The sequence below is a fragment of the Streptomyces sp. UG1 genome, from assembly GCF_049974585.1.
Taxonomy (GTDB): domain Bacteria; phylum Actinomycetota; class Actinomycetes; order Streptomycetales; family Streptomycetaceae; genus Streptomyces.
In genome coordinates, this window is record NZ_JBNGGG010000005.1 from 173,803 (window position 1) to 197,958 (window position 24,156).

At 70.4% G+C, this 24,156-nt stretch carries 25 protein-coding genes; 16 read left to right on the top strand and 9 right to left on the bottom strand.

The window, feature by feature from the left end:
• The first annotated feature begins 2 nt into the window (after nt 1-2).
• Both ACP4J3_RS07740 and ACP4J3_RS07745 read left to right on the top strand, forming a co-directional pair.
• Complete coding sequence (locus ACP4J3_RS07740) at nt 3-1,223, top strand: PucR family transcriptional regulator (protein ID WP_426531748.1); 1,221 nt, start codon at nt 3-5, stop codon at nt 1,221-1,223.
• 142 nt (nt 1,224-1,365) lie between these two features.
• On the top strand, nt 1,366-2,007 hold the full coding sequence (locus ACP4J3_RS07745; RefSeq protein ID WP_426531750.1) for a cutinase family protein: 642 nt from the start codon (nt 1,366-1,368) through the stop codon (nt 2,005-2,007).
• Between the two features lie 71 nt (nt 2,008-2,078).
• Here ACP4J3_RS07745 and ACP4J3_RS07750 read toward each other — a convergent pair whose 3' ends face one another.
• Together ACP4J3_RS07750 and coaA are read right to left on the bottom strand one after the other, a co-directional pair.
• On the bottom strand, nt 2,079-3,761 hold the full coding sequence (locus tag ACP4J3_RS07750) for a hypothetical protein (RefSeq protein WP_426531925.1): 1,683 nt from the start codon (nt 3,759-3,761) through the stop codon (nt 2,079-2,081).
• 168 nt (nt 3,762-3,929) lie between these two features.
• Nucleotides 3,930-4,898, bottom strand: coding sequence for a type I pantothenate kinase (coaA, locus tag ACP4J3_RS07755; protein WP_426531752.1), 969 nt, complete (start codon nt 4,896-4,898; stop codon nt 3,930-3,932).
• Nucleotides 4,899-5,106: 208 nt separating this feature from the next.
• On the opposite strand from coaA, the gene ACP4J3_RS07760 reads away from it, so the two are divergent.
• Nucleotides 5,107-6,120: an ATP-binding cassette domain-containing protein gene (locus tag ACP4J3_RS07760; RefSeq protein ID WP_426531754.1), complete on the top strand. Its 1,014-nt coding sequence runs from the start codon at nt 5,107-5,109 to the stop codon at nt 6,118-6,120.
• A complete protein-coding gene (locus tag ACP4J3_RS07765; RefSeq protein WP_426531756.1) occupies nt 6,117-6,935 on the top strand; it encodes an ABC transporter permease in 819 nt (272 codons plus the stop codon). The genes ACP4J3_RS07760 and ACP4J3_RS07765 overlap by 4 nt, the downstream gene beginning before the upstream one ends.
• 56 nt (nt 6,936-6,991) lie before the next feature.
• Here the strand turns inward: ACP4J3_RS07765 and ACP4J3_RS07770 are convergent, their stop codons facing one another.
• Both ACP4J3_RS07770 and ACP4J3_RS07775 read right to left on the bottom strand, forming a co-directional pair.
• Nucleotides 6,992-7,681, bottom strand: coding sequence for a hypothetical protein (locus ACP4J3_RS07770; protein ID WP_426531758.1), 690 nt, complete (start codon nt 7,679-7,681; stop codon nt 6,992-6,994).
• 93 nt (nt 7,682-7,774) lie between these two features.
• The gene (locus tag ACP4J3_RS07775) at nt 7,775-8,188 is read right to left on the bottom strand and encodes a hypothetical protein (protein ID WP_426531760.1); all 414 of its coding nucleotides are present in this window, start codon (nt 8,186-8,188) and stop codon (nt 7,775-7,777) included.
• A gap of 195 nt (nt 8,189-8,383) precedes the next feature.
• Here ACP4J3_RS07775 and ACP4J3_RS07780 point away from each other — a divergent pair, with 195 nt between their 5' ends.
• A complete protein-coding gene (locus ACP4J3_RS07780) occupies nt 8,384-9,184 on the top strand; it encodes a hypothetical protein (RefSeq protein WP_426531762.1) in 801 nt (266 codons plus the stop codon).
• Between the two features lie 280 nt (nt 9,185-9,464).
• On the opposite strand, the gene sigJ is transcribed toward ACP4J3_RS07780, so the two are convergent.
• Nucleotides 9,465-10,433, bottom strand: a complete 969-nt coding sequence (gene sigJ, locus ACP4J3_RS07785) for an RNA polymerase sigma factor SigJ (RefSeq protein ID WP_426531764.1) — start codon at nt 10,431-10,433, stop codon at nt 9,465-9,467.
• Between the two features lie 103 nt (nt 10,434-10,536).
• On the opposite strand from sigJ, the gene ACP4J3_RS07790 reads away from it, so the two are divergent.
• Nucleotides 10,537-10,911: a hypothetical protein gene (locus tag ACP4J3_RS07790; RefSeq protein WP_426531766.1), complete on the top strand. Its 375-nt coding sequence runs from the start codon at nt 10,537-10,539 to the stop codon at nt 10,909-10,911.
• Nucleotides 10,912-11,236: 325 nt separating this feature from the next.
• On the top strand, nt 11,237-13,084 hold the full coding sequence (glmS, locus tag ACP4J3_RS07795; RefSeq protein WP_426531768.1) for a glutamine--fructose-6-phosphate transaminase (isomerizing): 1,848 nt from the start codon (nt 11,237-11,239) through the stop codon (nt 13,082-13,084).
• Here glmS and ACP4J3_RS07800 read toward each other — a convergent pair.
• Both ACP4J3_RS07800 and ACP4J3_RS07805 read right to left on the bottom strand, forming a co-directional pair.
• Nucleotides 13,045-13,260, bottom strand: coding sequence for a DUF397 domain-containing protein (locus tag ACP4J3_RS07800; protein WP_426531770.1), 216 nt, complete (start codon nt 13,258-13,260; stop codon nt 13,045-13,047). The genes glmS and ACP4J3_RS07800 overlap by 40 nt on opposite strands.
• Before the next feature lie 8 nt (nt 13,261-13,268).
• Nucleotides 13,269-14,105: a helix-turn-helix domain-containing protein gene (locus ACP4J3_RS07805; RefSeq protein ID WP_426531772.1), complete on the bottom strand. Its 837-nt coding sequence runs from the start codon at nt 14,103-14,105 to the stop codon at nt 13,269-13,271.
• Between the two features lie 142 nt (nt 14,106-14,247).
• Here ACP4J3_RS07805 and ACP4J3_RS07810 point away from each other — a divergent pair, with 142 nt between their 5' ends.
• The 3 genes from ACP4J3_RS07810 (at nt 14,248) to ACP4J3_RS07820 (ending at nt 16,127) form a co-directional block, all read left to right on the top strand.
• Nucleotides 14,248-14,715, top strand: coding sequence for an ATP-binding protein (locus ACP4J3_RS07810; protein ID WP_426531774.1), 468 nt, complete (start codon nt 14,248-14,250; stop codon nt 14,713-14,715).
• Nucleotides 14,716-14,795: 80 nt separating this feature from the next.
• On the top strand, nt 14,796-15,716 hold the full coding sequence (locus tag ACP4J3_RS07815) for a hypothetical protein (protein ID WP_426531776.1): 921 nt from the start codon (nt 14,796-14,798) through the stop codon (nt 15,714-15,716).
• 3 nt (nt 15,717-15,719) lie between these two features.
• Nucleotides 15,720-16,127, top strand: a complete 408-nt coding sequence (locus tag ACP4J3_RS07820; protein WP_426531778.1) for a hypothetical protein — start codon at nt 15,720-15,722, stop codon at nt 16,125-16,127.
• Between the two features lie 39 nt (nt 16,128-16,166).
• Here ACP4J3_RS07820 and ACP4J3_RS07825 read toward each other — a convergent pair whose 3' ends face one another.
• On the bottom strand, nt 16,167-17,609 hold the full coding sequence (locus tag ACP4J3_RS07825) for an NAD(P)H-hydrate dehydratase (RefSeq protein WP_426531780.1): 1,443 nt from the start codon (nt 17,607-17,609) through the stop codon (nt 16,167-16,169).
• Nucleotides 17,610-17,736: 127 nt separating this feature from the next.
• Here ACP4J3_RS07825 and ACP4J3_RS07830 point away from each other — a divergent pair, with 127 nt between their 5' ends.
• Nucleotides 17,737-18,885: a hypothetical protein gene (locus ACP4J3_RS07830; protein ID WP_426531782.1), complete on the top strand. Its 1,149-nt coding sequence runs from the start codon at nt 17,737-17,739 to the stop codon at nt 18,883-18,885.
• Nucleotides 18,886-18,916: 31 nt separating this feature from the next.
• Here the strand turns inward: ACP4J3_RS07830 and ACP4J3_RS07835 are convergent, their stop codons facing one another.
• The gene (locus ACP4J3_RS07835) at nt 18,917-19,288 is read right to left on the bottom strand and encodes a holo-ACP synthase (RefSeq protein ID WP_426531784.1); all 372 of its coding nucleotides are present in this window, start codon (nt 19,286-19,288) and stop codon (nt 18,917-18,919) included.
• Nucleotides 19,289-19,396: 108 nt separating this feature from the next.
• On the opposite strand from ACP4J3_RS07835, the gene ACP4J3_RS07840 reads away from it, so the two are divergent.
• From ACP4J3_RS07840 to ACP4J3_RS07860, 5 genes are all read left to right on the top strand, one after another.
• Nucleotides 19,397-20,431, top strand: coding sequence for a L,D-transpeptidase family protein (locus ACP4J3_RS07840; RefSeq protein ID WP_426531786.1), 1,035 nt, complete (start codon nt 19,397-19,399; stop codon nt 20,429-20,431).
• A 72-nt stretch (nt 20,432-20,503) separates the two neighbouring features.
• The gene (gene alr / locus ACP4J3_RS07845) at nt 20,504-21,697 is read left to right on the top strand and encodes an alanine racemase (protein WP_426531788.1); all 1,194 of its coding nucleotides are present in this window, start codon (nt 20,504-20,506) and stop codon (nt 21,695-21,697) included.
• Nucleotides 21,698-21,888: 191 nt separating this feature from the next.
• Entirely contained in the window at nt 21,889-23,124 is a 1,236-nt protein-coding gene (locus ACP4J3_RS07850; protein ID WP_426531790.1) for an alpha/beta fold hydrolase, read from the top strand.
• Nucleotides 23,090-23,611, top strand: a complete 522-nt coding sequence (gene tsaE, locus ACP4J3_RS07855) for a tRNA (adenosine(37)-N6)-threonylcarbamoyltransferase complex ATPase subunit type 1 TsaE (RefSeq protein ID WP_426531792.1) — start codon at nt 23,090-23,092, stop codon at nt 23,609-23,611. Before ACP4J3_RS07850 ends, tsaE begins: the two co-directional genes overlap by 35 nt.
• Nucleotides 23,612-23,861: 250 nt before the next feature.
• The gene (locus tag ACP4J3_RS07860) at nt 23,862-24,059 is read left to right on the top strand and encodes a hypothetical protein (RefSeq protein WP_426531794.1); all 198 of its coding nucleotides are present in this window, start codon (nt 23,862-23,864) and stop codon (nt 24,057-24,059) included.
• Nucleotides 24,060-24,156 lie beyond the last annotated feature (97 nt).

The following is a 24,156-nucleotide window of genomic DNA, read 5'->3' on the forward strand; positions in this document are numbered from 1 at the left end:
CGATGGCTGTCCCCACCCCGCACGAGGTGCCGGAGGCCCGCGGGGCCGTGCCCGTGCCGCCCGGGCTGGTGGAGCTGCTGCGCGCCCGGCTGGAGCATGTGGCCGACGAGGTGGAGGCGGAGGTCCGCAGCCGGGTCCCCGAGTACGCGAGGCCCGGAGACGGCACCCACCGCGAGCGGCTGCGGGACGGGGTGGTGCAGGCGCTCACCCTGTTCGTCGACCACATCGCCGACCCGCGCGACAACGGGGAGTCGATCGCGGCGACGTACTACGAACTCGGGCGCTATGTGGCCCTGGAGGGCCGCGGGCTGGAGCCGCTGCAGTCCGCGTTGCGCGTCGGCGGCATGCACGCCTGGCGGCTGATGGGCCGCACCGCGAAGGAGCTGGTGCTGGACTCGACGGTCGTGGCCGCGCTGGGCGAGCTCGCCTTCCGCACGGTGCACGAGGTCGCGGAGGCGGCCGCCGCCGGCTATGCGGAGGCCCGACTGAGCGGCACGGACGAGGTGGAGCGCCGCCGCAGACGGCTCCTTGGCCTGCTCCTCGGCGACGGCCCGGTGGCTCTGGAGGCCGTGCAGGACCTGGCGCACCGGGCCCGCTGGCCGGTACCGCGGCAGGTCGCCGTCGTCGCGCTCGCGGCCGCTTCCGAACAGCGCGAGGAGGAGCGGCCGTTGTCGATGGCGGGGGAGCTGGTGGACATGGAGTCCCGGCCGCCCCGCATGCTGGTGCCCGACCCCGACGGCTCGGGACGCTGGGCGGGCCGCGGTCTCGCGCTCGCGCTGCGTGGCCGGCCCGCCGCGATCGGCCCGACGGTTCCGCTCACCGAGGCCGCGCGGTCGCTGCGCTGGGCCACCCGGGCGCTTGGCCTGATGGGGCGTGGCGTCCTGCCCCGGCAGGGTGTGGTGCGGTGCGCCGACCACCTGTCGACCCTCCTGCTGCACGCCGACGAGCCGCTGCTCGCCGAACTCCGCGCCACCGCTCTGGCCCCGCTCGACGAGGTCTCGGCCGGGCAGCGCGCCCGGCTCGCCGAGACGCTGCTGGCCTGGCTGCTCAGCGGCAGCAACGTGCCCGACGTGGCCGCCCGGCTGCACGTCCACCCGCAGACGGTCCGCTACCGCCTGCGCCAACTGGACAAGCTGTTCGGCGACACCCTGCACGATCCGGGGACCCGCCTCGACCTCGTGCTCGCCCTGCGCGCGGAATCCATTCATTTGACTACTCATTGAGCTCATTGACTACTCATTGAGCGAAGAAAAAGCCGCGGCTTTTCTTTCTTCCGTCCATAACACCCGGCAGAGCCGGGCGAATACCTTCGGGGCCTCCTATCCCGCAGGCGCGTCATGCGCTCCCCCACATGGAGGACGGCCCATGCGTATTCGTTCGTGTCTCGCCGCGCTCTCGCTGCTCGGCGGGGTCTCGGTCGCCACCCTCACGGCGCCCTCGGCGTCGGCCGCACCCTGCTCGGACATCGAGGTCGTCGCTGCTCGCGGCACCTTCGAGCCGGGCACCCTCGGCTTCATCGTCGGCGATCCGGTGTACTCCGCACTCCAGAAGAAACTGACCGGCAAAAGCCTTTCCAGCTACAAGGTGAATTACCCGGCGGACCTTTCCCCCACCTCCGCCGCCCAGGGAAACGCGGACCTGGTGAATCACGTCAATGGGCAGGCATCCGCGTGCCCGAGCCAGCGGTTCATTCTCGTGGGCTATTCACAGGGCGCGAACGTCGTCGACAACTCGATCGGCATCAGCAGCGCCGGCGCGGTGGTCGGCAGCCCCATCGTGGCCACCCTGCCGGCCTCGGTCGAGCCGAAGGTCGCCGCGGTGCTGCTGTTCGGCAATCCGATCCGGGCCCTCGGCAAGAGCGTCACCGGCGTCTACCAGAGCCGCACGATCGACTTCTGCGCCAAGGGCGACCCGATCTGCGAGAGCGGCGGGAACGACGTGGGCGCGCACCTCGGCTACTCGGCCGACGCGGACGCGGCCGCCACGTTCGCGGCGGGCAAGGTCTGAGCCGTCGTACGGCACACGAAGGGCGGCCCGGGGAGGCTCGGCTTCCCGGGCCGTCCTTCCTGCGCGCACGGCTATCGCGGGCCCCCGGCGAACCGCGCGAGGCTGGTGGAGACCGGCTCGGGCCGGCCGTCGTTCTGCGTCGGCGCCGCGGTCAGCACGTCGAGGTGCTGGTAGCCGTCGGCGACCACGGGGTTCAGGTCGGCCGGGACGCGGCCGGCCAGCAGCCCGTCGCCCGCGAGGACGGTCAGGGTGGGGTTGGCGGTGAGCCCGTCCGGATGCACGACGAGCCGCTTGACCTGCGGTGAGGTGGCCAGCTCCAGATCGGTGACCAGCTTGGTCGGGAAGTACTGCTCGGTGAAGTCCAGCGGCTGCTCGGCCAGGCTCCGGGCCAGCTCCTGGATGTCGGTGACCTCCTTGCCCGCGTCGGTGAAGGGCGTGCCGTCGGCCGACCGGTACCCGGGGTCGTCGGCGGCGCCGACACGGTCGTAATTGCGCCAGGTGTACAGGGGCCCGGCGGGCCGGTCCGGGATGGCCTTGTACTCGGTGCCGAACAGCCCCGGCTGCTCCTGACCACCGTTGGCGACGGGGAAGTTCTTGTCGGCGACCGGCCCGCCGTCGAAGAACCCGACGCTGCTCTGCAGGAAGGCGAGCGGTACGGAGTGGTCGTCCAGCAGGGCGCCCAGTACGGCCTCGTTGGTGAGCCGGAAGTCCTTCACGCCGGGGGAGCCGGTGAGGAAGGCGGCGGTGTCCTTGGAGAACAGGAAGCGGTTGGTGGCCTCGATGTTGAGGTTGGACGGCAGATAGCGGGGCAGGTCGGCCTCGGCTCCGGGGTTCCGTACGGCGCCCATGCCGGCGATGGCGAGCAGCGTCATGGTCTCGGGGTTGAGCAGGACCGGCGCGGACAGCGACCGCGGCAGCACTCCGCTGTCGAGGCCGGCCTGTACGACGCCGTAACCGAGGCCGATGTCCGGCAGGTTGGTGTCGTCGGGGAGGCTGCCGCTGAGGTCGGCGAGCGAGGTGGAGACGGTGGTGTCGAGGGCGAAGTAGCCGGCGCACTGGTTGTACCCGGCGTCGGCCGTGGTCGCCGGGTCGCCGTCGAAGTCGGCGGTGGCGAAGTACCCGGTGACGACGCCGCCCAGCGAGTGCCCGCCGCACAGCACCTTGCGCCCCCGCAGCGCCTGGTCGGGCAACTCGGCGGTGAGCAGGTCGTACTGGTCCCGGACGGTCTGCTCGATGCCGAGCCGCGCCATCCACCCCAGCTTGTCGTTGTCGGCGTAGCCCTCGAAGGTCCGGCCGTCGACCTGCTTGCCCCGGTAGTAGTAGTCGACGGCCGTGTGCTGGTCGCCGGAGGCGATGCCGGTGCGGTCCTCAAGGCAGTTGGAGCGGCGGTCCAGCGCCCAGAACTCGATGTGCCGGCCCTGCGCGGCGGCCGCCGCCACCGTGTTGCGGGCGACGCTGTCGAACGCCCCGGCACCCTCCAGGATGCCCGGCTGGGCGACGAGGATCCGGTCCGCGTCGGCGGAGGCGGCCGGCCCGTCGGCGGCGCGGTAGCGCAGATACGACAGCCAGTCGCACGCGGCCGGGCGGGCCCCCGCCGCCTCGGGCAACGGCACCTTCACCCGCACCACGGACTCGCGCACCCCGGCGACCGCCGACCCCACCGCGACCGGCGTCTCGGCCCGCGTCCCGGTCCGGTTCTCGTCCGCCCGGGCACCGGGGGCCGCCGCCGTGAGCGTCCCCGCGGTCAACAGCACCGCCAGCGCGGCCGCGCGCCACGTCCTCTCCCTGCTGCTTTCCCTGCTGCGAATCGTGTCCATGCCACGGACGCTAGGTTCCGGGACCCGGCCCGCTCAGCCGGTGCTGACAGGAACTCAGATTTCCGGTACGGCCTTGTCACCGGCGGACAGTGCCGCGGCACGGCGCTACAGCTTGCGCAGGCTCAGCCGCTGCACCTTGTGGTCCGGGCCCTTGCGGAGGATCAGGGTGGCGCGGCCGCGGGTGGGGGCGATGTTCTCCACCAGGTTGGGCTTGTTGATGGTGCGCCAGAGGGTGCGGGCGTAGTCGAGGGCCTCGTCCTCGGAGACCTGGGTGTACTTGCGGAAGTAGGAGTTCGGGTTCTGGAAGGCGGTCTGGCGCAGCTTCTTGAAGCGGTTGAGGTACCAGCGCTCGATGTCCTCGGCGCTCGCGTCGACGTACACGCTGAAGTCGAAGTAGTCGGCGAGCCCGACCCGGGTGCGGCCGTCCTTGCCGGGGAGGGCGGGCTGGAGGACGTTGAGGCCCTCGACGATCAGGATGTCGGGCCGGCGGACCGTGAGCCGCTGGTCTGGGACGATGTCGTAGATCAGGTGGGAGTAGACGGGGGCGCTGACCTCGTCCTTGCCCGCCTTGATGTCGGCGACGAAGCGGGTGAGCGCGCGGCGGTCGTAGGACTCGGGGAAGCCTTTGCGCGACATCAGGCCGCGGGCCTGGAGCTCCTTGGTGGGCAGCAGGAAGCCGTCGGTGGTGACCAGCTCGACGTGCGGGTGCTCGGGCCAGCGGGAGAGCAGGGCCTGCAGAAGCCGGGCGACCGTGGACTTTCCGACGGCGACCGAGCCGGCGACGCCTATGACGAACGGGGTGCCGGACTGGGAGCCCTGTTCGCCGAGGAAGGTGTTCAGCGCGCCTCTGAGGCCGTCGGTGGCGCCGACGTAGAGGTTGAGCAGGCGGGACAGCGGGAGGTAGATGTCCCGCACCTCGTCGAGGTCGATGACGTCGCCGAGGCCGCGCAGCTTCTCGACCTCCTCCGCGGTGAGCGGCAGCGGGGTCTTGTCGCGCAGCGCGCTCCACTCCGAGCGGGTGAGGTCGACGTAGGGAGTCGCCTCCGGCCGCTGCCGGTGGGCGCTCCGGGGCATCGAGGAGACCGGAGAGATCACAGTCCATTGTTACGGCAGGACGAACGGACGGTGAGGTGGGATCCGTCACGCGGTCGCGTTCGGGAGAAACCCGGGCAAGTCGGGGAATGTCAGTGGCGTGCGTCACAGTTGTGGGGAGAGGTGGGCCGGGCCGGTCCACGAACGCCGAGGGGTGAGCAGGGCAACCAGGGGCGACTAGGGGTGACCCATGACGACGTATGCGATAGAGGCGGAAGGCCTGGTCAAGCGGTTCAAGGAGACCGAGGCGCTGGCCGGGGTCGATCTGGGGGCCCGCAAGGGCACGGTGCTGGGGCTGCTGGGCCCCAACGGCGCGGGGAAGACGACCGCGGTACGGATCTTCGCGACGCTGCTGCGGCCCGACGGGGGCAGGGCCCACGTGGCCGGTCACGACGTGGTGCGGGACGCCGGTGTCGTACGGGCCATGGTGGGGCTGACCGGGCAGTACGCGGCGGTGGACGAGAACCTGACCGGCACCGAGAACCTGCTGCTCATCGGGCGTCTGCTGGGGCTGCCCCGGCGGGCGGCGAAGGCGCGCGCGGCCGAGCTGCTTGAGCGCTTCCAGCTCGCGGACGCGGCCGGGCGGGCCACGAAGACGTACTCCGGCGGTATGCGCAGGCGCCTGGACCTCGCGGCCAGCCTGGTCGGCCGGCCCAGCATCCTCTTCCTCGACGAGCCCACCACCGGCCTTGACCCGCACAGCCGCGGGGAGCTGTGGGACCTGCTGCGGGGCCTGGTCGCGGACGGTGCGACGGCCCTGCTGACCACGCAGTATCTGAACGAGGCCGATGTGCTCGCCGACGACATCGTAGTGATCGACAAGGGCCGGGTGATCGCCGAGGGCACACCCGACCAACTGAAGTCGCAGGTCGGCGGGCAGGTGCTGGAGCTGCGTCCGGTGCTGGCCGAGGATCTTGTGCGGGTGCACGCGCTCGTGACCGAGGCGGCGGGCCCGCAGACCCAGATCGAGGGCGAGACGATCACCGCGCCGGTGAAGGACCCCGAGCTGATGCCGGCCGTCGTGCGCACGCTGGACCGGGAGGGCATCGCGGTGGGCGAGCTGGCGCTGCGCCGCTCCTCGCTGGACGAGGTGTTCCTGGCCCTGACCGGGCACCGGGCCGAGCCCGGCGAACCGGAGGGGGACGGTGGGGCGGCCGTACGGGACGGCGAGGGTGAGCTGGAGAGGGCGGTGAGCCGGTCATGACCGCCACGACCGCAACGACGATCACGGCGCCGATCACCAAGTCGGGGCGGGTGCGACCGCTGGACGGACTGCGGCAGACGTTCACGATGGCCTGGCGCAGTCTGGTGGCGGTGAAGCACAACCCTCTCGAACTGGTCGACTACAGCATCACGCCGATCATGTTCGTGTTCCTCTTCACGTATGTGCTGGGCGGGCAGATGGCCGGCTCGCCCGAGGCGTACCTGAAATACGCCCTGCCCGGGATCATCGTCCAGAACACCCTGTTCATGACGATGTACACGGCCATGGCCCTGAACACCGACCTCACCAAGGGCGTCTTCGACCGCCTGCGCAGCCTGCCGATCGCCCGCTCGGCCCCCCTCATCGGCCGCATCACGGCGGACCTCGCCAAGCACGTCTGGGCCCTGCTCCTGATGATCGGGCTCGGCCTGCTGCTCGGCTTCCGGATCACCGGCGGGCTGGACGGCTTCCTGCTCGGAACGCTGCTGGTGGTGCTCTTCGCGGCGGCCGTGTCGTGGTGCGCGGTGCTGATCGGGATGCTGGCCGGGGATGCGGAGAAGGTACAGGCCTTCGCCTTCACCCTCATCTTTCCGATCACCTTCACCAGCAGCGCGTTCGTTCGGGTGGAGACCATGCCCGGGTGGCTCCAGGCGTGGAGTGACGTCAACCCGGTCAGTCACCTGTCCGACGCGTTCCGGGGAATGCTGCTGGGCGGGCCGGTGGCGGAGCCGGTGATGTGGTCGTTGGTGTGGGCTGCGGGGATCGCGCTGGTGTTCTATCCGCTGGCCATGAGGGCTTACCGGGCAAAGACGTGAGGGGCGGCTGCCCGGGGGACGGCGCTGCGGGGCTCGTCCCCCGGGCCCGTGGCCGTTCAGTGACCGTGCGACCCGTCGTCGTGCCCGTCGTCCGAGGGTTCGTCGTGCCCGGAGGAGACGGCCGGCGACGCCTTCGGTGTCTGCGAGGCGCCGTCCGAGCCCGTCTCCCGGGGCTCGGCGCCGCTCTCCTCGTGGGGGTCGCTCTCGTGGGCGTCGCCGTCCTCGTGCCCGTCGTCACCGTGCGGGGTCGACTCCTGCGCATGGCCGTGGCTGTGGGCCATCGCCCCCTGGACCGCGGGCATCGTCACGCCCATCACCGCCGCGCCGGCCGCGCCGACCAGCAGGACGGCGCGCAGCGAGGAGACGAAGCCGCGGGCCGTGCGTCGCCGTACGTGCCACAGGGCCACCAGGCAGACGACCGCCTCGAAAGCTGTGGCGGTGATACCGACTCGCGTGATGTCCTCGGGCACCCCGGCGCCGGGACCCACCGGGAATCCCTCCGTCCGGCTGACCACCCAGGTGGCGATGACGCCCGCGTTGGCCACCAGACCGAGCACCATGACGACCCGGCCGGACGGCCGCAGGACGGCCACCGCCCAGCCGGTCTGGAGGGCGCCTACGGCGTAGAAGAAGATCCCGGCGGGCCACCACTGGGCATAGTGGTCCGTGGCCGACGCGAAGTGGATCGCGGCCGCACCCAGTGAGGAGAACGCCGCGACGACCCGGCCGGCGCCGATGTCCGCCAATATCCGTGATTCGGTTCGCCTTCTGTTACCCATACCTGAATTTCCGTCCGTTCTGCGTGAATTCATGGAGAGAGACGCGAATCGAGTTCGCGTCTAGATCCGCAGCACGGACAGAGCGGTCAGGGACGGTTTGGCAGGAGACCGGGACGGCGCTGTGGCGCACGGCGACAGAAGAGCACCGTGCGGGTCGCTCTGCACAGTGCCGGAGTCGGTCGCGGACGGGCTGGGGAGATGCGGCCCGCCATGGGAGGTCATCGGACAGGCGGTGTCGGCATGGCCGTCCCCGAACGGAGCCACGCCGGTTACCCGCGCCCCGGCGGAGGACTCGGCCGCGGTCGGTGTGCCGGGGTGGTCGCCGGAGTGGTCACCGGAGTGGTGAGCCATGGCCGCCAACGCTTCCTGGGGATGATGCGGCAGGTGCGTGGCCGCTCCGGTGAACCCGTGGGCCAGAGCGAGTACGGGCATGGCGACGAGCACCAGCCAGCGCACCACCGCCCCACCGCACATCGTGAGGACTCCCTTCGCTCCTCTCGGTGGCGGCCCACCGTATCCCACCCGGATTTCGATCACACAGGTGTCACATTCGGGTAGCGGTCGACACATCAAATGATCAACTGTGTGGTTCTCGCGCATAAGGTGCGCCGAAGCGCGAACGCATCCGTGTGAAGCGCCACAGAGCACTGAAGAGAAAGAGCACTCACCGTGAGACCGAGACCCACCGCCGTCCGCCGCACTGCCCTCGCCGCCTCCGCCGCCGCCCTCGCCCTGTTCGCCACCGCCTGTGGCGGCGACCAGGCCGACGACGCGGCCGAGGAGAAGGGCGGCGCGACCGCCTCCGCCTCCGCCGCCCCGGCCACCACCGCGGCCGCCAAGGCGCTGACCGCCGCGGAGTTGGAGAAGGCCGCGCTCACGCAGGCGGACGTCAAGAGCGGCAAGGTCGCCGAGAAGGTGCCGGCGCAGGACGACATCGCGCAGGACAAGGTGAAGGCGGACGACGAGGCCTGTGCTCCGCTCGCGTACCTCCAGTCCGGAACGTATGCCGGTGAGCCGGCGGCGACGGTGAAGCGGGCGTGGCAGGGCGAGGCGAAGAAGCCCGCCGCGGGCGCCAGTGCCGAGGACACCATGCTCGCCGCCATCGACCTGGAGAAGGTCGTCCTGACGCTGGCCTCCTACGAGGGCGGCGGCGCCGAGCAGGTGATGAAGGACCTGAACGCGGCCGCCGGGAAGTGCGCCGGTGGCTTCTCCTACACCGCGGGCGGCACGAAGAACGAGGTCCTGAAGGTGACCACGACGCAGGCGCCCGAGGGGGCGGACGAGGCGATCGCCCTGACGCTGTCCCTGTCCGCCGAGGAGGGCGTGAAGGCGCCGATGAAGAGCGTCGTCGTCCGCAAGGGCGCCACCGTCGCCTACGTCCCGGCCGTCAACCTCGCTTCGGCCGCCAGCGGCAAGGACTTCGACTTCCCGGCGGAGATTGTCGAGGCGCAACTCGGCAAGCTCGGTTGATCCGCGGATCCTTCTGATCAGTTCCCACCGGGGCCTTCGTACCCTGGTGGGAATTTCCGATTTCGGGTACGCGGCGCGAGGTTCGGGCCGGATCAGGGTGGCGCTTCGGCCGTAGGCTGCGCCTCATGTGCGGAATCGTGGGACAACAGGTCCAGGAACGACGTCGGTAGCAAACCCCGGTACTTCTCTCCCACCAGCCGCATGTCCGGTCGGCAGCCATCGCCAAAGGCGAGGCCAGGGGATCCTGTCCGTGCTGGAGGTGCGTGGCATCCCTGTACCTTCAGAAGGGGCCTGAGCGTTGGCCGCCGCGGGGCATTGCTCGGCCTGAGCGGGAGCCCTCCCGTGCCCACGGTCGCAGCTTCTCCGGGTTGCGGACCGCCCAGATCCGGGTGACGCGTCCGTTGGAGACGTCGAACGAGGCCACGGTCATGACGACACCGGCACGCTGGGCCACCAGGCCCGGCACGCCGTTGACCGAGCGCTCCAGGAGTTCGAGCCCCGGAGCCTTGTCGGCAATGGCGACCATGTACTGGGCGATGTGCGCGCCGCCCTCGATCGGGCGCAGGACTGTGCCGACCATGCCGCCGCCGTCGGCGGTCATCACGGCGGCCGGGTCGAGGAGACCGACGAGAGCTGCGATGTCCTTGGCCTCCCACGCCTCTTTGACGTGCCTCACCACGTCGGCCCGGCCGGTCGCCGTCATCGGAGCGCGCACGACGCTCACCCGCCGTCGGGCGGAGGCCGCCAGCTGCTTGCAGGCCGTAGGGGACCGGTCGAGAACGTCGGCTATCTCGGCGAACGGGTACCGGAACACGTCGTGCAGGACGAACGCCACCCGCTCCGCGGGCGTCATCGACTCCAGGACGACGAGGAAGGCCATGGCCACAGACTCGTCCAGGACGATCTGGTCGGCGGGGTCCGCAGGGCCGGTGGGGTCGGCGCCGCCCGCGTGGTTCCACTCGGTGTGGTCGGGCAGTGGCTCGGGCAGCCACGCGCCGACATAGCGTTCGCGGCGTGCCCGCGCCGATCCGAGCAGGTCCAGACAGATGCGGCTGGTCACCGTCGTCAGCCATGCACCGGGGGACAGGATTTCCTCCCGCCGGCTTCGTGACAGCCCGTACCAGCGTGCGTAGGCATCCTGTACGGCGTCCTCGGCCTCGGTCACCGAACCCAGCAACCGGTAAGCGACATTGATCAGTTGGCGTCGCTCGTCGGCTATGTCATCCGCGCTGGTCCCGACAGTCCCCATGCTTGCGACCGCCCCCTCGCCTTACCTTTCGCAGGCCCGTGTCGTCGGGCTGGTGAGACCTTATCGATCTACTGCCCCGAAGGGCGGAAGAGGGGACAGTGACATGGCCACTCAGGTGACGGCGACGGCGAACGCACAGCGCGGCTCCTCGTTCCTGCGGATCGCGATCGCGCTGCAGACCCTGACCATCTTCCTTCAGGCGGTCTCCGCCGGACTGCTGCTGACCTCGTCCTACGGAGAGACGCTGCACAGTGTCGGAGCCCGTGTGATGTACGGGGCGTCGATGCTGTACGTGCTCGCGGCGGTACTGGCGTGGAAGCCGGGCGGCGGCTCGCCCCGGCCTGTCTGGCACGCGTCGGGCTTCCTCGTACTCGCCTCGGTCCAGGTGGTGCTCGGCATCGCACACGTCCCGTCCGTCCATCTCCCCCTGGGTGTCTTGATGTTCGGTCTGAGTGTGCTGGCGCTGGCCCGGCGCTGAGGTCGGATCGGATTTCTCAGCCCCGCACATCCCGCCAAGCCTCCGGAATCCCCTCCGCCACATCGTGCGCCACCACCGGCGCCCCATCCGAGAAGGCGGCCGGGGTCGCATCGATCGACGGATGGGTCGGTCGAGGCGTCGGCACACGAGCTGGGTCCTGTCCGGACGGTGACCTACAAGGGCTTCGCTGGGACCAGCCGCTGTGCGTAAAGATCCTTGAAGCCCCTGTTGCCAGAGCCAGTGGGCTTCGTACCCCCGTGGGAATTTCCGAATTCGGGCACGCTGCGGCCCTTTCGGGCGCCGTTTCGGTCGTAGGCTGCCGCGCATGTGCGGAATCGTGGGATACGTGGGGTCGCAGTCGGCGCTCGAGATTGTCACGGCCGGGCTGAAGCGGCTGGAGTACCGGGGGTACGACTCGGCTGGGGTTGCCGTCCTGGCGGATGGCGGGCTGGCGGCCGCGAAGAAGGCGGGCAAGCTCGTCAATCTGGAGAAGGAGCTGACCGAGCGGCCCCTGCCGACGGGCACCACCGGGATCGGGCATACGCGGTGGGCCACGCATGGGGGACCGACCGATGCCAATGCCCATCCGCATCTCGACAACGCCGGGCGGGTCGCCGTCGTGCACAACGGGATCATCGAGAACTTCGCCGGGCTGCGGGCCGAGTTGGAGGAGCGGGAGCATGAGCTGGCCTCCGAGACCGACACCGAGGTTGTCGCTCACCTGCTGGCCGAGGAGTTCTCCGTCTGCGCCGATCTCGCCGAGGCCATGCGGCTGGTGTGCCGGCGGCTGGAGGGGGCCTTCACGCTGGTCGCGGTGCATGCGGACGAGCCCGACGTGGTGGTGGGGGCGCGGCGGAACTCGCCGCTCGTGGTGGGTGTCGGAGAGGGCGAGGCCTTTCTCGCCTCGGACGTCGCCGCGTTCATCGACCACACGCGGTCGGCGATCGAGCTGGGGCAGGACCAGGTCGTGGAGCTGCGGCGGGAAGGGGTGACCGTCACCGGGTTCGACGGGCGGCCGGCGGATGTGCGGTCGTATCGCGTGGACTGGGATGCCGCCGCCGCAGAGAAGGGCGGCTACGACTACTTCATGCTCAAGGAGATCGCCGAGCAGCCCAAGGCGGTCGCCGACACGTTGCTGGGGCGCATCGACGCCGCCGGCTCACTGACGCTCGACGAGGTCCGGATCAGCGCCTCCGAACTGAGGGAGGTCGACAAGGTCGTCATCGTCGCCTGCGGTACGGCCTTTCACGCCGGGCTGATCGCCAAGTACGCCATCGAGCACTGGACGCGGATTCCGTGCGAGGTGGAGCTGGCGAGCGAGTTCCGGTACCGGGATCCGATTCTCGATCAGCAGACCCTCGTCATCGCGATCTCCCAGTCCGGTGAGACCATGGACACGCTCATGGCGCTGCGGCACGCCCGTGAGCAGGGGGCCCGGGTGCTGGCGATCTGCAACACGAACGGGTCGACCATTCCGCGGGAGTCGGATGCGGTGCTGTACACGCATGCCGGGCCGGAGGTGGCGGTCGCCTCGACCAAGGCCTTCCTGACGCAGTTGGTCGCCTGCTATCTGGTCGCCCTCTATCTGGGGCAGGTGCGGGGCACCAAGTGGGGTGACGAGATCGGGGCGGTCATCCGGGATCTGTCGCGGATCTCGTGCGAGGTCGAGCGGGTGCTGGAGACCATGGAGCCGGTACGGGAGCTGGCGCGGAGCCTGGCCGGCAAGAACACGGTGCTCTTCCTCGGTCGGCATGTCGGGTATCCGGTTGCCCTTGAGGGCGCGCTCAAGCTCAAGGAACTCGCCTATATGCACGCCGAGGGGTTTGCGGCGGGGGAGCTGAAGCATGGGCCGATCGCTCTGATCGAGGACGATCTGCCGGTGGTTGTTGTGGTGCCTTCGCCTCGGGGGCGGTCCGTTCTGCACGACAAGATCGTGTCCAACATGCAGGAGATCCGGGCGCGGGGGGCGCGGACCATCGTGATCGCGGAGGAGGGGGATGAGGCGGTGGTGCTGTACGCGGATCACCTGATCCGGATTCCGGCCACGCCGACCCTGCTTCAGCCGCTTGTGGCCACGGTGCCGCTTCAGGTCTTCGCGTGCGAGCTGGCCACCGCCCGGGGGAACGAGGTGGATCAGCCGCGGAACCTCGCGAAGTCGGTGACGGTGGAGTAGTCGTCGCCCCTTACGCCGTCGAGGAAGGCTGCGAAGGCTCCGGCTGGGAAGGTGAGGGTTGCCCTGGCCGGGGTCTTTGAGTCGCGTACGGCGATGTGGGTGGGGGAGTTTGCGATCTCCACGCAGTTGTTGCCATCGTCCGGACCTGAGTAGGACGACTTTCGCCAGTTGTCCATGGGATGCCTCACAGCTCCTTCGCCAGGCGGTTGATGAAATCACGCGACCGTTCAGGGTCCAGTGATACCGCTTCTACCTTACGGAAACGCGTTCGAAAGACATTGAGCTGTGCTTCGGAGTCGATGAAGGCTGAGCCATGGGGTACGTCGCGTACCACCGTGTCGAGTTTGGGAACGGTGCCGCCTGCGTACGACATGGTGTCGGCGGCCCTGGAGAAGCCGTCCAGGTCGAAGGGGATCACGCGCAAGGTGATGTTGTCTGCTTCGGAGAGTTCCAGGAGCTTGGTGAGTTGAGCTCGGGAGGCCGCGCGGTCGCTGACCCTGATGCGCAGAGCCGACTCGTGGATCACCAACTTGTACGGGCGGGTGATTTGCTGACGCCTCATTCGGTGGCGGACGCGCAACTCAAGCTCATCGTGGGTAAGTTCGGGGACTCTCCCGGAGAAGACGGCGCGGGCGTACTCCTCGGTTTGCAGCAAGCCCGGAACGTAGAGGATCGCCACCTCATGCAGGGACGTGGCGTAGTGGTCCAGTTCGGCGAGATCCAGGAATGAAGTCGGCAGCAGGCCGCGGTACTCCTCCCACCAGCCGCGCGCTCGGTCCGTAGCCATGACGACCAGCGCGTTGACGAACTCCTCATCCGTGCATGCGTAGTGGGACGCGAGGCGACGCAGGCGCTGTTCGCTCACCCCCGTGGCTCCGGATTCGATTTGGCTGATCTGGACTCGATTCAAACCAAGGAGCCTCGCTGCCTCGACGGCGTTGAGTCCTGCCGCCTCGCGAAGCCTCCGTAGCTCCACCCCCAACCGCACCTGACGCGCAGTCGGTTCGCGCCTCTGGACCATCAGTTGCTCCTTGGTTCAACGCCGCTGCCAGTACGGCTCGTTCGGGGTCAGATTACGCGATCAACTTGCCTTGGATTACACGTAACCCATACCGTCAGTGATGCGACGTACACGCTGCGGAAGCGCACCGCTCCGTCCTGCCATGACGGCTGCGGCACTGCCACCGCAACTCCCCACCAACCCGAACGGAGTTCACCCATGCCCGAAACCGAACCCCTGGGAGTACACGCTCTACATCCCGAACGACGTCCGAGCCGTCACCGTCTCCCGCCGTACCCTCCGGCTCATCCTCACCATGCACGGCCTCATCAACCTCGCGGACACCGCCGAACTCCTCGCGACCGAACTGGTCGCCAACGCCGTACGCCATACCAAGGGGCCGGCGGCGCTGCGGGTGCGCTGGGCGGGTGGGGTGCTGAGGATCGGGGCGTGGGATGCGGATCCGGAACCGCCGGAGCCGCCAATGGAGTTGGAGCGGCTCGGGGAGGCGGAGGAGGGGCGGGGGCTGGCGCTGGTCCGGGCCTGTTCCGATCTGTGGGGCTGGCAGCCGCTGACCAGGAACGGCAACCGGGGCAAGTACGTCTGGTGCGAGCTGACCTCGGCAGCGTGAACGTTTACTCGCCGCTCGAAAGAGTGAACGTATCCGAACCGTCTGGATCTTCAGCCCATCACGCCATCAAGGTTGCACACATGGTCACATCAGCTCACGAGGGCATGCACCGCATCTTTCAGGAGCGGCCCGAGATCCTGGCTCCCGTCTTCGGGGTCCTGGGCGTCCCCTTATCCGCGAAGGCGACCGTGGATGCCGTCACCACCGACGTCACGGAGACGCGGCCGCTGGAACGTCGCATCGACACCGTGCTGCGCATCGGCCCGTCCGACGGCGAGGACTTTCTGCTCGCCGTCGAGGCACAGTCGGGCAAGGTCGAAGGCAAGGAGTGGAGTTGGGCGTACTACATCGGCTACCTCCAGGCGAAGTACAAGCTGCCCGTACTGCTTCTCGTCGTCTGTCAGAACAGGGCCACAGCCAAGTGGGCGGCCGGTCCCTTCGACTGCGGCACGCGCGGCTGGACGGCTCTGCGGACGTATCCACTGGTCGCCGGGCCGGACAACCTGCCGGTGATCACCGACGCCCGGACTGCGGCGAAGAACCTCCCGCTGGCAGTGCTCTCCGCCCTGGCACACGCCCGCAGCCGCGACGGCGACGCCATACTGGAGGCCATCAGCACAGCCCTTCAGGAACTCCTGGATACCGATCCTGCCACCGCCAAGTACTTCTTCGACTTCCTCGAAGTCACCTTGGGTAAGACTCCAGCCGGAGAGAAATGGAAGGCAATCATGTCGACGTTCGTCAGCTACTTCCCCGGTCGGGGGACGGTTCGTGAGACGGCCTACCTGGAGGGCAAGGTCGAAGACCGCGCCTTGATGATCCTGCGCGCGCTGGAGAAGCGCGGCATCGCCGTCCCCGAGGAGATGCGGGAGCGCGTCACCTCGTGCACTGACCTCGACACCCTCACTGCCTGGTTCGACCGTTCCTTGACGGTCGCGACGGCCGAGGACCTGTTCGCCGAGGACCCGGGTCTTCCGGGTGCCGGTTCTGAAGAGGCCTGAGCATTGGCCGATCGGCAAGAGGGGCAGCCGGACGACTCGCCGGAGCTGTTCAACCTCCTCCGGCTTGCTACGGCCTGCCTCGCACTGGGCATCTTCCCGGACGAGGTCGATGAGGTGGCTGGTGGCTACCGGTCAGGGCTGCACGACCTCAGACGGCAGGGGCTTCTCCGCCTTGAGGACCTGACTCAGGTCTACTCAAGAGATCCGGAGCATGTCGAGCGCTGGGCCGCCGGCTTTGCCGCGGGGTATCTCTCGGCATGGGCCGCGGCGGTACTGCGTGTCCTGGACAGGCGCGATGTCGTCGACATCCACGTCCTCCGGGCTCTCGACCTGCGTCCCGACGTGGATCTGCTCACCCGCTTCCTGAACCGGGCCGCGGGGCGCCGGGTGGATCGTGGAGTGCCCGGGTGAGCATCGTCGGGGTCGGTGTCGACAACAGCGACCCCGCGTTCACTCACTCCTCCGCACATCCCGCCAAGCCCCCGCAATCCCCTCCGCCACATCATGCGCCCCCACCGGCGCCCCATCCGCCGCGAACCTCGCCGACAGCCCGTGCAGATACGCCGCCACGCTCGCCGCGTCCACCGGCGAAAGGCCCGCCGCCAGCAGGGATCCCGCGAGCCCCGACAGCACGTCCCCGCTGCCCGCCGTCGCCAGCCACCCCGTTCCCGTCGGATTCACCCGCACGGCGCCCGCGCCCCCGGCCTGTGCCACCAGCGTCGTCGAACCCTTCAACAGCACCGCCGCCGCATACCGCCCCGCCAACTCCCGCACCGAGGCCAGCCGCGCCCCCTCGACCTCCTCCCGGGAGACACCGAGCAGCGCCGCCGCCTCCCCGGCGTGTGGGGTCATCAGGGTCGGTGCCGTACGGCCGCGTACCGCATCCGCGTTCGCCAGCCGCAGGCCGTCCGCGTCGAGCAGCACCGGTACGTCCGTCGCCAGCACCTCCGCCACCGTCGCCGCGTCGTCCCCGGCGCCCGGGCCGACCACCCAGGCCTGCACGCGGCCCGCCTTCTTCGGTCCCCGGTCCGACACCAGCGTCTCGGGGAACCGGGCGATCACCGCGTCCCCGGCCGGGCCTACGTACCGTACGGCTCCCGCGCCGCCTCGCAGCGCCCCCGCGACCGCGAGTACCGCCGCGCCCGGGTACCGCCCCGACCCCGCCGCGATACCCACGACCCCTCGCCGGTACTTGTCCGTCTCCGCGGCCGGCAGCGGCAACAGCGCCGCCACGTCCGCGTGTTGGAGCGCTTCCAACTCCACCGCGTCCGCCGGCAGCGCCAGTCCGATGTCCACCAGGCGCACCACACCGGCGTACTCCCGCGCCGGATCGATCAGCAACCCCGGCTTGTGCGTGCCGAAGGTGACCGTCAGGTCCGCCCGCACCGCCGCGCCGCGCACCTCGCCCGTGTCGACGTCCACGCCGCTCGGGAGGTCCACGGCGACGACCGCGGCCCTGGAGCGGGCGGCCGCGTCCGCCAAGGGTGCCGCCTCCGGCCGCAGGCCGCCCTTGCCGCCGATGCCGACGATGCCGTCCACGATCAGGTCCGCGCGCTCGATCGGCTCTTCGGCGGCGCCCGCAGAAGTCGTACGGCCGCCCGCGCGGCGTAGTGCCGCCAGGCCCCCGGCGTGTGCCCGCTCCGGTGACAGCAGTACCGCCGTGACTCCGGCTCCGCGCCTCGCCAGCCGGGCGCCGGCGTACAGGGCGTCGCCGCCGTTGTCGCCGCTGCCGATCAGCAGCACGACCCGGCTGCCGTACACCCGGCCCAGCAGATCCGCGCAGGCCGCGGCGAGTCCGGCCGCCGCCCGCTGCATCAGCGCGCCGTCCGGGAGCCGTGCCATCAGCTCCCGTTCTGCCGCCCTTACCGTCTCCACGCTGTACGCAGTCCGCATGCGTTCGAGTCTCCCGTACGTCGCCGAGCGCGTCGCATCCATTGACGCTTTGCCGTGCCTTTGCCAAACTCCCGGCCCCCACAGGATGAATCGATTCAGTCGAATTGGTTCGACGAGAGGACCCCCCATGGGACGAAGAGCCTCCTTCCTCGCCACCGTCGGTACCACCGCCCTCCTCACCGCCGTCGGCACCCTGACCGTGCCCGTGCCGCAGGCCGCTGCCGCCGCCTGCGGCGAAGGCTCGTACCAGGCCGAAGCCGTTCTCAACGGCAGCACCTGGACCGCCCGGCGCGGCAGCAGCACCGTCTACACGGGCAGCGACATGCGGGCCGCCGTGCAGGCCGCCGTCGGCAGTCTGACCTCCGGGCGTACCGCCAAGGAGCGGGTGGTGGTGCGGGGTTCGGGGTCGATGTCCGCCGGGTCGCGCATCTCCCTGCCCAGCTTCACCGTGCTCGACGTCTGCGGCACCATCAACGTCACCGGCAGCGGCTCCGGCGACCAGGCGCCCGTCTACTCGCGCGGCACCCGCGACGTCGAGGTCCAGCATCTGAACGTCACCGGCGCCCCGCTGTACGGGATCTTCATGCGCAACGTCCAGAACGTCGTCCTCGGGCAGATCGACATGCGGCTCTCCCGCGGCCTCGGCGTGCGGATCGACAACCGCGGGAACACCAGCGAGTGGACGCGCAACGTCCGGATCGACAGCGTCCACGTCTCCGGCGCCTCCAGCCACGCCGTGGAGACGTACGGCGTCGACGGCATCACCATCGGGACCGTGACCGCGCGCAACGTCGGCGAGTCGGGGCTGCTGCTCAACCAGACCATCAACGCCACCGTCGGCAAGGTGGACGCGGAGAACGCGGGGACGGGCACGGGGTACGCCGCCTTCCGCATGGCCAACCGCAACGGGCGGGTCGGGAGTTCCTACCCGGTCAACATCCGGGTCGGTGAGGTCGTCGCGCGCGGGGGCGGGCGCGGGGTGTTCTGTGTGTCGGAGAGCGGCGGGGCCGTCATCGACCGGGTCTCGCTGTCCAACACCGGCAACAACTCGGTCCTGATCGAGAACTGCTACAACGTCAACCTCGCCGCCCAGAGCGGCACCATCACCGGCGGTGGCGAGCTTCGGCTGGCGGCTCGCTCCGAGTTTCCGAACAACCGGGACATCACCGTGCAGAACCTGACCGTGACCAACTCGGCCATCAGGGAGAGCCCCTGCGGTGAGAACACGACCTTCCGGAACATCACGCGGGTGAACACCAGTCAGTCGATCTGCTGACGCGAGCCCGGACCGCACGCGTGGCGGAGGCTCAGCCCTCCGCCACCACCACCGCCGACGCCACCCCGGCGTCATGGCTCAGCGAGACATGCCAGGACCGTACGCCCAGTTCGGCCGCCCGCGCCGCCACCGTCCCCGTCACCCGCAGACGCGGCCGGCCGCTGTCCTCGACGTAGACCTCGGCGTCCGTCCAGAGCAGACCCGCCGGTGCGCCGAGCGCCTTGGCCAGGGCCTCCTTCGCCGCGAAACGGGCCGCGAGCGAGGCGACGCCCCGGCGCTCGCCGCCGGGCAGCAGCAACTCGCTCTCCACGAAGAGCCGTTCGGCCAGCCCGGGTGTGCGTTGCAGCGCCGCCTCGAATCTGTCGATCTCGGCCACGTCGATGCCGACCCCGATGATGCTCATGCCGAGCACCCTATGGGGCCCCGGAAAGTGGTTCGCAATGGTCCTCGAATGAGTGACCGCGCCGCGCGGCGCCCCCGCGCGGGCGGGCCCTCACGCTTCCCTGTGCGCATGATCAGCAGTCGTATCGCAGGCCGGAGCGTCGCCGTGCTGCTCGCCGGGGCGGTCCTGCTGCCCCTCGGCAGCGCCTCGGCGGACTCCGGGGAACCCGTGGACCCCGTGCCCCCGGCCGTAGATCCCGTGCCCTCGGCCGTAGATCCCGTGCCCTCGGCCGTGGATCCCGCGCCCCCGGCCGAGGACCTAGCGTCCCCGGCCGTAGATCCCGTGCCCCCGGCCGAGGACCCCGCACCCCCGACCGACGGACCGCAGTCCGCCGGACTCGTGCCGGGGGTTCCTCTGAACCTGCTTCCGCTCTCGCAGATGGACACCCCCGACCAGGCGCTGGCGCCGAAGGTGTACACGCCCAGCGAGACGGAGGAGGCCGTCGAGCCGCGGGACGCGCCGAAGGAGTCGTACGACGTCGTGGAGTACGTCGATCCCCTGGACTCCTTCGGGGACGTGACGTGCAGCGAGGAGACGGGGGTCCGGCAGCGGGAGGTCGAGCGGTGGCTGAAGCTGCCGGTGGACGGGGAGCAGTCCGCCGCCGACTGCCGGGCCATCCGCGCCTTTCAGAAGAAGCACCGGATCAAGCCCGCCATCGGTTACGCCGGGCCCACGACGTGGGCCACCATGCAACTGGTCTCCGCCCGCGACAACCCCAACGCCGGCAAGAAGTGCCCGGTGCGGACGTACCGGGTCGCCTGTGTCGACCTCGACCGGCAGCTCGTCTGGGTGCAGAACGGCAAGGACGTCGTGTTCGGGCCGGTGCCCATCCGCAGCGGACGGGAGGGGTACGGGACGCGGAACGGCTGGCACAAGGTCTACTGGCGGCACAAGAACCACGTGTCGACGCTGTACAAGAGCCCCATGCCGTACTCCCAGTTCTTCAGCGGGGGCCAGGCCTTCCACGGCGTCTACAGCAGCATCTTCACCCCGGTCGGCTCGCACGGCTGCGTCAATATGGGCCTGAAGGACGCCCGGAAGCTGTGGAAGGTGCTGAAGACGGGCGACCGGGTGTACGTGTGGGGGCACCGCCTGGAGAAGTAGCGCGCACGCCGCCCGCGGTCGTGGCTCCTGCGCGGCGGCGCTGTCGGACCCCTCTGAGACACTGGGGGCGCGATGACAGAGACAACAGCCCTGCGGACCGCGCCGCTGCGAGCCCGCGCCGAGATCGATCTGGCCGCCCTGCGGGCCAATGTGCGCACCCTGCGCGCCCTCGCGCCGGGCGCGGCCTTCATGGCCGTCGTGAAGTCGGAGGCGTACGGCCACGGGGCGGTGCCGTGCGCCCGCGCGGCCGTCGAGGCGGGCGCGACCTGGCTGGGCACGGCCACACCCGAGGAGGCCCTCGCGCTGCGCGCCGCCGGCGGGTTCGACGACGTCCGGATCATGTGCTGGCTGTGGACGCCGGGCGGGCCCTGGCGGGAGGCCGTCGAGGCCGGCCTGGACGTGTCGGTCGGCGGGATGTGGGCGCTGCGCGAGGTCACCGAGGCCGCCCGGCAGGCCGGCACCCCCGCGCGCGTGCAGCTCAAGGCCGACACCGGGCTCGGGCGGGGCGGCTGCCAGCCGGGCGAGGACTGGGCCGGGCTGGTGCGGGAGGCCCTGCGCGCCGAGGCCGACGGGCTGCTGCGGATCACCGGGCTCTGGTCGCACTTCGCCTGCGCCGACGAGCCGGGGCATCCGTCCATCGCCGCCCAGCTGTCCCGCTTCCGGGAGATGGTCGCGTACGCCGAGGCACGGGGCGCGCGACCCGAGGTGCGGCACCTGGCCAACTCGCCCGCCACGCTCACCCTCCCCGAGAGCCACTTCGACCTCGTCCGCCCAGGGATCGCCATGTACGGCATCTCGCCCAGCCCCGAGCTGGGCAGCCCGGCCGACTTCGGCCTGCGGCCCGTGATGACGCTCTCGGCGTCCCTCGCGCTGGTCAAGCAGGTGCCGGGCGGCCATGGCGTCAGCTACGGCCACGGCTATGTCACCCCGGGCGAGACCACCCTCGGCCTCGTCCCCCTCGGCTACGCCGACGGCATCCCGCGGCACGCATCGGGGGCCGGCCCCGTGCTGGTCGGCGGCAAGTGGCGGACGGTCGCCGGGCGGATCGCGATGGACCAGTTCGTCGTCGACCTGGGCGGGGACGAGCCGGAGCCCGGTGCCGAGGCCGTGCTGTTCGGGCCCGGCGACCGCGGTGAGCCCACCGCCGAGGACTGGGCGCAGGCGGCGGGGACCATCGCGTACGAAATCGTCACCCGGATCGGAACGCGCGTTCCGCGCGTCTATAGAAACGTGGACGTGGACGCGGGCGTGGATGCGGCCATGTGACGGGCACGCGTGACGTGTCGACGCGATGGGTCGATGTGATGCGTCTTCGTGATGCGGCTATGTGACGCGGGCAATGTGATGCGTCTGTCCGAATGCGGTTATGTGAATGAGGAACGAGACGGGTAACCCGTAGCGGGGCGCGGCCCCGCACCATCGGCACACCGGGATCACCCAGCGAAGAGGAGCGGTACGTGAGCGAGAGCAGCGTGGAGGCCGTCGCGGCCGTCGCCTCCGCCACGGGGGCGGCCGCGAACTGGCGCAGGGCGACCGGTATCGCCGGTGCGGCGATAGGCGTGATCGCGGCGGGCGCGGCCGCGGGCGTCGCCATAGAGCGGATGACGGTGGGCCGCGGCATGCGGCAGAAGGCCCGCCTCGCCCTGGACTCGGCGGGCCCGTACGGCTCGCTGCGCGGCACCCCCGGCAAGGCGTACTCCGACGACGGCACCGAGCTGTACTACGAGGTCGACGACATCGACCCCGAGGCCGCGCCCGCCCTCACCCCGCGCCGGCGACGGCTCTTCGGGCGCAAGGCCCCGGCCCCCGTCACCGTCGTCTTCAGCCATGGCTACTGCCTGAGCCAGGACTCCTGGCACTTCCAGCGCGCCGCGCTCCGGGGCGTCGTGCGCACCGTGCACTGGGACCAGCGCAGCCACGGCCGCTCCGGGCGGGGCGTCGCCCAGACGGAGGAAGGCAAGCACGTCGACATCGAGCAGCTCGGGCGCGATCTGAAGGCCGTCATCGACGCGGCCGCGCCCGAGGGGCCGCTCGTGCTGGTCGGTCACTCCATGGGCGGTATGACGGTCATGGCGCTGGCCGACCAGTATCCCGAGCTGATCCGCGACCGGGTCGTCGCCACCGCCTTCGTCGGTACGTCGTCCGGGAAGCTCGGCGAGGTCAACTTCGGGCTGCCCGTCGCGGGGGTGAACGCGGTGCGGCGGGTGCTGCCGGGCGTGCTCAAGGTGCTGGGCCAGCGGGCCGAGCTGGTGGAGAAGGGGCGCCGGGCCACCGCCGACCTGTTCGCCGGGATCATCAAGCGGTACTCGTTCTCGTCCCGGGACGTCGACCCGGCCGTCGCCCGGTTCGCCGAGCGGATGATCGAGGGCACGCCGATCGACGTGGTCGCCGAGTTCTACCCGGCCTTCGCCGACCACGACAAGACCGAGGCGCTTGCGCTTTTCGAGGACATGCCGGTGCTCGTCCTGGCCGGCGTGGGCGACCTCGTCACCCCCAGCGAGCACAGCGAGGCCATCGCCGACCTGCTGCCGGACGCCGAGCTGGTGCTGGTGCCGGACGCCGGGCACCTGGTGATGCTGGAGCACCCGGAAGTGGTCACCGACCGTCTGGCCGACCTGCTCACCCGCGCGGGTGCCGTGCCCGCAGGGGCTACGGTTATTGGCTATGGAAGCAGCACCGCACAACCCGGGTGACCCCATGACCGTCGACCTGACCATCACCTCTCCCGAACAGATGCGGGAGCTCGGCCGCCGTCTCGCCAAGCTGCTGCGCGCCGGCGACCTCGTGATGCTCAGCGGGGAGCTCGGCGCCGGCAAGACGACGCTGACGCGCGGGCTCGGCGAGGGGCTGGGGGTGCGGGGCGCGGTCACCTCCCCGACCTTCGTGATCGCCCGCGTGCACCCGTCCCTCGGCGACGGCCCGCCGCTCGTCCACGTCGACGCCTACCGGCTGTCCGGCGGCCTGGACGAGATGGAGGACCTGGACCTCGATGTCTCGCTGCCCGAGTCGGTGATCGTCGTGGAGTGGGGCGAGGGCAAGGTCGAGGAGCTGACGGAGGAGCGGCTCCAGGTCGTGATCCACCGGGCGGTCGGGGACACGACGGACGAGGTACGGCATGTGACGGTGACCGGCCTCGGGGAGCGCTGGGCGACGGCGGACCTGAGCGTGCTGTCGGCCTGAGCCGGACGAACATCTCCGTCTGAGGCAGTGCTGGGACGAGCATCCCCGCCTGAGCTGGACGAGCATCCCCGCCTGAGTCGGGCGAACATCCTCGCCTGAGCCGGACCAGCATCCCCGCCTGAGGTCGGCGAGCATTCCGACAAGGCGTCGGCAAGATGTTGCGTTCGCGGTCTTGCGCGTGGTCACATGGTACCCAGTCCGTAGTTAGGTGTACCTAACTACGTCCGCCCCCGGCTCCCAGGAGGCGTCCATGTCGGCATCGGAGAACCCGGAGAACTCGGAGAACTCGGAGAACCCGGCGAACACCGCCCCGCAGCGGCCCCAGGCGGTCGCCGGGGTGTCCATGCGTGATCTGCTGGCGGCCGGCGCCGCCGCGAACGTGATCTCCACCCCGCCACGCGCGCCGGAGACCGCGCAGCCGCTGCACAGGCAGCGCGAGGCCGCGTAGCGCTCCGCGGGACGTGCCGCGATGGGCCGCCGTTCGACCGCGGCGCCGTCGTGGCTGGTCGCGCCGACGCGGCGGAGCCGCACATCGACACAGCCCC